Raw genomic sequence first — 7,301 nt, forward strand, 5'->3', positions numbered from 1 at the left:
AAGGTTGCACTGGAATCCCACAGAGCAAGATATTCACCCATCTCTGTCTCAGCGGTAGCCGAGCGGTCAAACAGCGGAATCTCGTCTGCCTGTCCGTTGCCATTGGGATCGCCGTTTTTAAATGCAGCCAGTACGTCATGGAGTTCATCCACCGTTTCCGGTGCCTTCAGCCCCAGTTTATCCAGCCAGTCCTGGCGGATCCAGTAGAACTGGGAAGACTTCAGTTCTTTTCCCAGTGGGATATTGTATATATTTCCGTCTTCCGCCGTGGCCTGATATTTCAGATTCGGATCATTGTCCAGCGCTTCCTTGATATGGGGCGCATGTTCCTCAATCAGATCGTTTAATGGAATAACCCCTCCGTCCTTGCCAAGCTTCTCCATGTCAGTGGTGAACTCACAGGCGATAAGATCTGCCAGCTGGCCCGATGCCACCATATTCTGGAACGCCGTCGCATAATCAGAATTGGAGGAAGCAACCACCCCTTTTAGTTTCACGCCTGTCTTCTTCTCTACCTCTTTCCACACTTCCCAGTCGGAGTTAAAGGGCGTTCCTGACAGGAACATAAAGGCTGTAAACTCTTTGCTTTTGTCTTCCTTAGAGGCCGCTGCTGTGCTTTCCTCCCCTTTTCCACATCCTGCTGCCCCAAATACCATAGAAATACCCAGAACTGCGGTCAGTAATAATGCTGTAATCTGTTTTCTTTTCATAACGAATAATCCTCCATTTATGGTTAGCCTTTGACACCGCCAAGGGTGAGGCCTGATTTAAAATATTTTTGAATGAATGGAAATACAATAATCATTGGAACAATTGCCAGAATAATCAAAGCATATACCTGAGTGGTAGGCGATGTGAGCGAAGCCTTCGTCACAATTGCCGCATCGGAAGGGTTGGAAACCCTCTCCACAATTAATTTTTTCAGGAATACCTGGAGGGGAATCTTGCTGTCATCTTTTAGAAGCTGCATTGCCCAGAAATAACCGTTCCATCTGCTGATTCCATAAAATAGTCCCACAGTAGCAAGGGCTGGCTTAGAAAGAGGCATATATATATTCCATAATACCCTGAAATGCCCTGCGCCGTCAATGAACGCCGCTTCTTCCAGCGCCTCCGGCACCTGCTCAAAAAAACTCTTCATTATAATAAGGTTGTATGTCTCAATGGCAAACCCGAATATAATTGCCGTTTTCGTATCCAGTAGACCCAGATTATTGAAGTTCATATAGGTGGGAATGATTCCGGCACTGAACCACATGGTGAAGACCGTGAATAAGGTCAGCCATTTTCTTCCCATCAGATATTTCTTCGATAACGCATATGCCATAGTGGTTGTAAAGAACATATTCGCCATAAGTCCGAAGACCGTGTAAAAAATAGCATTTCCATAAGCTGCCCACAAGCCGTTCCGCTTAAAAACAGCTTCATAACTGGCTGTGGTAAACTCCTTTATTTTCAGTAACACATCCCCATTTTCTACGAAAAACGGCTTGCTTAAGGAAGAAATTAGTACATAATATATGGGATACAGGGCGATAAAGGTAATCAGGATTCCCAGTATAATCATCACCCCATTGAAAATCTTCTCTCCGAAACCGATTACCTGCCCCTGTTTGGTTTTATTTCTCACCATCTCTTTTCCTCCTTACCATAATGCGTTATCGGAAATCTTCTTGCTGATTTTATTCGCAAGAATTACCATGATGAATGCAACCACGGATTCAAACAGCCCCGCCGCCACAGACAGCCCATAGTTCCCGTTTTCAAATGCCAGACGGTAAGAGTATGTAGAGATAACGTCTGCTGCGGAATAAGTTGCCGGCTGGTACAAGAGCAAAATTGCCTCGTACCCTACCTTGATAATGCCTCCCAGCTTCAGAATCAGCATGGTCACTATGGCAGGTACAATAGCCGGAATTGTCACATGGAAAATCTTCTTAAGTTTCCCGGCACCGTCTACCGTTGCCGCTTCATAGAGCTGCTGGTCAATTCCCATAATTGCGGCAATATACACAAGTGCATCAAATCCCGCATTCTGCCAGAGTGTCATCAAAGTATAGATTCCTTTGAAATATTCCGGCTTTGTCATAAAATACACCGGATCTACCCCCATCTTCTCCAATACCAGATTTATCACACCGGTACTAGGTGAAAGAAAGTTAATCACGATACCGCAGACCACCACTACCGATATGAAGTGGGTAAGCAGTGTAGACATCTGCGTCATTCTGCTGACAAACTTGTTCTTCATCTCTGTTATACAGATCGCCAGTACGATTGGCAGCGGAAAACAAATCAATAACTGCCAGAAAGAAATCATCAGGGTATTTTTCAATACTCTGGGGAAATCCTTCCCTTTAAAAAATTCAATAAAGTTCTGCAGTCCTACAAACGTACTTCCTTCAATTCCCTGAAATACATTGTAATCAAAGAATGCTATCTTAAGCTCCGTCATGGGGCGGTATGCAAATAGCAGGTACCAGATGATGCCCGGAAGCAGCAGCAGATATAATTCCTTGCTGGATACTATTTTCTTAATCACAAAAGAAAAATTTCTTTTCTTCTGTGTTTTTATTTGTTGTTTAGCCAAATTTCTCTTTTCTCTCCTTTCTACATGTTTCGAAGCGCTTCGAGTGGATAGCACTACCATAACGGATCCAATTTGAAAAGTAAATCATCAAAATCCCCGGCATATTTTTTCTCTGTTTTTTGGAATACCCACTTTTCATCCGGTACCGTTTTTTCCATGCCAGCCCTGTTTTTCGTGCATCATCATTTTTCAAAAGATCACCATTTTGTCTGAATCCCTGTAAAATAAGGCTCTTTCACTTGAATTATCACCAGAATGCAATTATAATTTATACTGGATTTTCAACAATTCCCATCAAAAAGGAGGTGCGTAATGATGCTGAAACATCCTTCCGGTTTATACCATAAAAAACTAAAAATTGTCTTCCTGCTCTTAGCCTTTGTTGTAACACTGGCACTGGCATCCATCTCTGGAATATTCCTTTCACAACAATCGGAAGAAAATTATATCAGTTCCATTACCCTTTCCAGGACTATTCTGGAAGAGAAAAGCACAACCTCACTCAAAGAGATTTCAAATACCATGACGGCTATTGTAAATGACGCTCAGATCAAGGAGTGGTCTGTCTCAGAGGGTACGCCGGATTTTTATCTGCTGTCCTCCAAAGCCAAGAGATCCCTGTTAAAATATACCGGAGCCGCAGAGACCAGTTTTCAGATCTATCTGCTTCTGAATAATGGACATATTGATGTTGAGAACAGCACACATTCCACCGTCCTGTCCCCGGATGGTTCTTATTCCATATCGGATTTTTTGAAGCAGAAAGGGCTGTCCGCAAAAGACTTGACAGAAATACAGCATTATTTCGAAAAAAATATGTTTCCCTATGTAATTCCCCACTACGATGCAAACGGTTCTCTCGTCTCCCTTTACTATTTGATTAAGGGATACAAACAGCCCCGTACATGCATCTATATGGCGGATATACCCATCACTTCCCTGGTGGGAACTGCCACACCGGAAAGATACTGGATTTCCAACACCGACGGGCTTTTTATTTCCAGCTCCCTGGACGAAAAGGATACTGCATTATTTGCGTCACTGATGGAAGATTTAGATTCCGGCAAAGACCTGGTCAAAAAATCGGGCTACTATATTGCAAACGCTCATCTGCTCTCAATGAACTGGGATATCTCCTATCTCTATGACGAGTACAGTCTGAATGGGATGAATATTTTTCTTTACCTGCTGACTGTCATGGCCATTTTCCTGCTGCTGTGTGCTGTCTTTTACGGTGTGGTGAATCTTTTGTACCGGCCAATTTATGAAGTATTGCAGCCTCATTTAAAGGAAAATTCTCACCATTATGACGAGTTCGGAATACTAAATGAAAACCTGGCTAAAATCCAGAGCCTGAACCACAGCCTTCTGACAACGCAGAAGACCACAGATATTCTTCTTGCTCAGCAGTATTACCAGAACCTGCTCACAGACCCCAATGGTTACCTGGCTCCCAAAGAGAAGCCTCATTTCCCTGACCACAGCCGATTTTGTGTGGGGCTGATCTGCTTTACCCCCGATTCCGGCCTGCCCCCGGATGACAGCAGATTCTGCCAGCTGGAACTTTTTAAAAACCTGATGTTCCAAAACTGTCTGCAAAGAACGGATCTGGTATTTGTGAAGCTGTCTATGTACCGTTACGCTCTGATTATGATATCCGCCAATCTGGAAGCGGCAAAAACGCTGACAGCCCAGGTAATGCCCGCTGCCCCGGATTCGGACGGAGAGGGAAAGTACTGGGAAGAGCAGATTATTCTCAGTTCGGTAAAGGAAGGCTTTGAAAACCTCCATCCCTGTTATCTGGAGACTCTGAAGATATCAGAATATCTCCCCATGCTGCCACACGATAAAATCATCACTCACGCTCAGATCGCAGACATTGATTCCGCCACATATTCCTACCCTCTTTCCATGGAGAATAAATTAATACAGTCCGTTATGGAAGGTCAGGAGCAGGCACTTGAACTGTTCGACAATCTGATCCGTGAAAATCTGGTCCACAAGGTCTTGTCCATGGAGGTGCTGCAGAACTTTATCTACGCCTTAATCGGAACGGTGAACAGAATATTCCAGGAGATGAAAACCTGCCCGGAGGAATTTATAGGCCGTTCCATCAATTACGAGCACTGGTATACCCATTGGGCGGACTCTGTGACGATTTCCGGCATCAAAACGGTTATCACCGAGACAATCCGTGAGAAAAGCCGGCGCACCCAGACTCAGGATCAAGCTGTCCTTTCCCGTATGCTGGACTATATACACCAGAATTACCAGGATAACATCATGCTGAATGACCTTGCCGACCAGTTTAATATCTCACCCAAATACTGCGGTATTCTATTCAAGCAGCTGAGTGACAACAATTTTAAGGATTACCTGAATAACTACCGCATCAATCAGGCAAAAGCACTGCTGGAAAAAGATCCTTTCCTAAAAACCAAAGATTTAAGTTCCCTGACAGGGTTTAACAGTTCCAATACCTTTATCCGGGTGTTCAGCAAATACACTGGATTAACACCGCAGAAGTATGCCGAATGTGTCGTAGAAAAACGAGGCAGGCATAAATAATAATCTGCACTAAAAAACAGCGTAGCAATGATTATGTTTGATTGCATACGCTGTTTTTTTATTTGTCATTTAATATTGGCCATTATAATTAGACACACAAAAAGGACACCTTCCCATCCCGGGAAAATGTCCTTAAAGTACAAAACTTTATAAAATCAGAAGACTGCTGATGAGTCTATATATCCAATACTTCATGGTACTTATTATTGGTACAACAATACCTTTGTAAACTCACAGCTACCCGGTTCCTAAGCCTCTTAATACAGCTTCGCACCTGCCGGAATCCGCTCATCCACCATCAAAAGGTTCAGACCTTCTTTTCCGTCTTCCTCATGAACTGCTGAAATCAGCATTCCGCAGGAATCAATCCCCATCATAGGTCTTGGCGGCAGATTTACGATTGCGATACAAGTTTTTCCAATCAGTTCTTCCGGTTCATAATATTCATGAATTCCGCTTAAAATGATACGGTCTGTGCCAGTTCCATCATCCAGAACGAATTTCAAAAGCTTCTTGCTCTTCGGTACTGCTTCACAGGCTTTTACCTTCACAGCTCTATAGTCTGCTTTTGAAAAGGTCTCAAAATCCACCATTTCTTCAAAAAGAGGTTCCACTTTCACCTTTGAGAAATCGATCGCTTCCGCTGCTTTTACTTCCTGTACCGGTGCTGCATTTTCTGCTTTTCCTTTTTTTGCAGAAGCGTCAGAACCACCTAAGGTCTTCATGGTCGGGAAAAGTTTCCCAACTAATTTACATGCCGTCATAACGATTCAAATCCTTTCATTTCTTTACTTTCCCATTCTTCACAGTGCTTCGTATCACATCAGGGAAAAAAGAAAATCGTTGTCAAATTGTTGTCTTCGCAGAAAGTTTGTTGTCAGCTTACTCACACTGAGAACCCTTCCTAAAAGATGTCCAATTTGGATAAGTTTTCAAAAGATTCCTTTTTCTTTTGATCTGTAGCTTCGGCATAGATATCCATCGTAGTTTCGATATTCCGATGGCCCATAATTGCCTGAATTACTTTTAAGTTTGTTTCATGTTCGCAGAGTCTTGTACAAAAGGTATGCCTCAAGTGATGACAGGAGAAATCTGGAAGAATAATTGGCTCTCTCCGCTCGCGCTTGGCATTGATGACCTCTTCCGCATTGTACCCGATGATAATCCGTTTGATAGTACGATTCACCGCCTGCGGATTTAAAACAGAACCAAAACGATTGATAAATACAAAACCCGTCATTCCATCGATCTCGGTTTCATTGAATCCCGTTTCTTCCTGCTCCTCATGCTCCATGTGGAAGGCGTCACATACAATATCAAGCATCGGAATCGTTCTGATACCTGCATCTGTCTTTGGCTTCGATATTCGCAGAACAGACTTTCTTGATTTTCCAACCGGGTAATAAACCAGACTGTGATTGATGCTAAGAATCTGATTATCAAAATCAAGATCTTCCCAGCGGAGACCAAGTGCTTCTCCAATTCGGCATCCAGTTCCAAGTAAAACCGTAAACAACGGCCACCAATGATAATACACCGGATGATTGGATATATACTCCAGAAATACTCTCTGTTGCTCAATCGTTAAAGCATGTCTCACACCTCTTGACTTATCCGCCTTCTTGCTAACTTCCTTCATAATTCCGTCTGACGGATTTTTCCGAATAATTTCATCTCGAACCGCCAATTGGAACGTCGGATGCAGCAAGGTGTGAATCGAATCCAGTGTCCCTAACGATAACTCTTCCTCTTTAAGTAAATAGCAATAAAACTGGAGTACATCTGAATACTTAATGTCTGCGATTTTTTTCTTTCCGAATGTATGTCTGACAAAACGATCATACATATAATCGTAATTACTACGGGTGGTCGCCCGCAAATCATACTTCGTAGAGATATACCGATCATAGGTATCATTTATGGATGCTTTCCCTGCAACATACAGATCCAGTCCATCCAATTGATCCTTCATCAGCTGCTTTTCTTTTTCTCGAAGCGTTGCCAAATCCTGCGCATATATGGACCTACGCCTGCCCAACGGATCAGTATAGGTGTACATATACCGCTTATCTGATGCCCTCTGTACTTCTCCTTTCCTGAGTGCTCTTCCCCGCTCATCTTTTCGTGTCTTTGCCATGTCTGT

Annotated in this window: 5 protein-coding genes and 1 pseudogene; 1 reads left to right on the forward strand and 5 read right to left on the reverse strand. The window is 43.1% G+C overall.

The genetic code is table 11. From position 1 onward, the window contains the following. The 3 genes from ACH2DQ_RS05515 to ACH2DQ_RS05525 form a co-directional block, all read right to left on the reverse strand. On the reverse strand, nt 1–710 hold a 710-nt coding region (locus ACH2DQ_RS05515), incomplete at its 3' end, for an extracellular solute-binding protein (RefSeq protein ID WP_395025888.1). Nucleotides 711–733: 23 nt separating this feature from the next. Continuing rightward, nucleotides 734–1,633, reverse strand: coding sequence for a carbohydrate ABC transporter permease (locus tag ACH2DQ_RS05520; RefSeq protein WP_394916110.1), 900 nt, complete (start codon nt 1,631–1,633; stop codon nt 734–736). A gap of 12 nt (nt 1,634–1,645) precedes the next feature. Continuing rightward, nucleotides 1,646–2,590, reverse strand: coding sequence for an ABC transporter permease (locus tag ACH2DQ_RS05525; protein ID WP_394916109.1), 945 nt, complete (start codon nt 2,588–2,590; stop codon nt 1,646–1,648). 312 nt (nt 2,591–2,902) lie between these two features. On the opposite strand from ACH2DQ_RS05525, the gene ACH2DQ_RS05530 reads away from it, so the two are divergent. Next, nucleotides 2,903–5,158, forward strand: coding sequence for a helix-turn-helix transcriptional regulator (locus tag ACH2DQ_RS05530; protein WP_394916108.1), 2,256 nt, complete (start codon nt 2,903–2,905; stop codon nt 5,156–5,158). Between the two features lie 257 nt (nt 5,159–5,415). On the opposite strand, the pseudogene ACH2DQ_RS05535 reads toward ACH2DQ_RS05530, so the two are convergent. Continuing rightward, a pseudogene (locus tag ACH2DQ_RS05535) lies at nt 5,416–5,895 on the reverse strand (lysine--tRNA ligase); the annotation flags it as partial. A gap of 167 nt (nt 5,896–6,062) precedes the next feature. Then, nucleotides 6,063–7,295 carry a site-specific integrase gene (locus ACH2DQ_RS05540; protein WP_065543624.1) on the reverse strand — a complete coding sequence of 411 codons (1,233 nt, stop codon included), beginning with the start codon at nt 7,293–7,295 and terminating at the stop codon, nt 6,063–6,065. Nucleotides 7,296–7,301: the final 6 nt, after the last annotated feature.

The organism is Robinsoniella sp. (assembly GCF_034124845.1).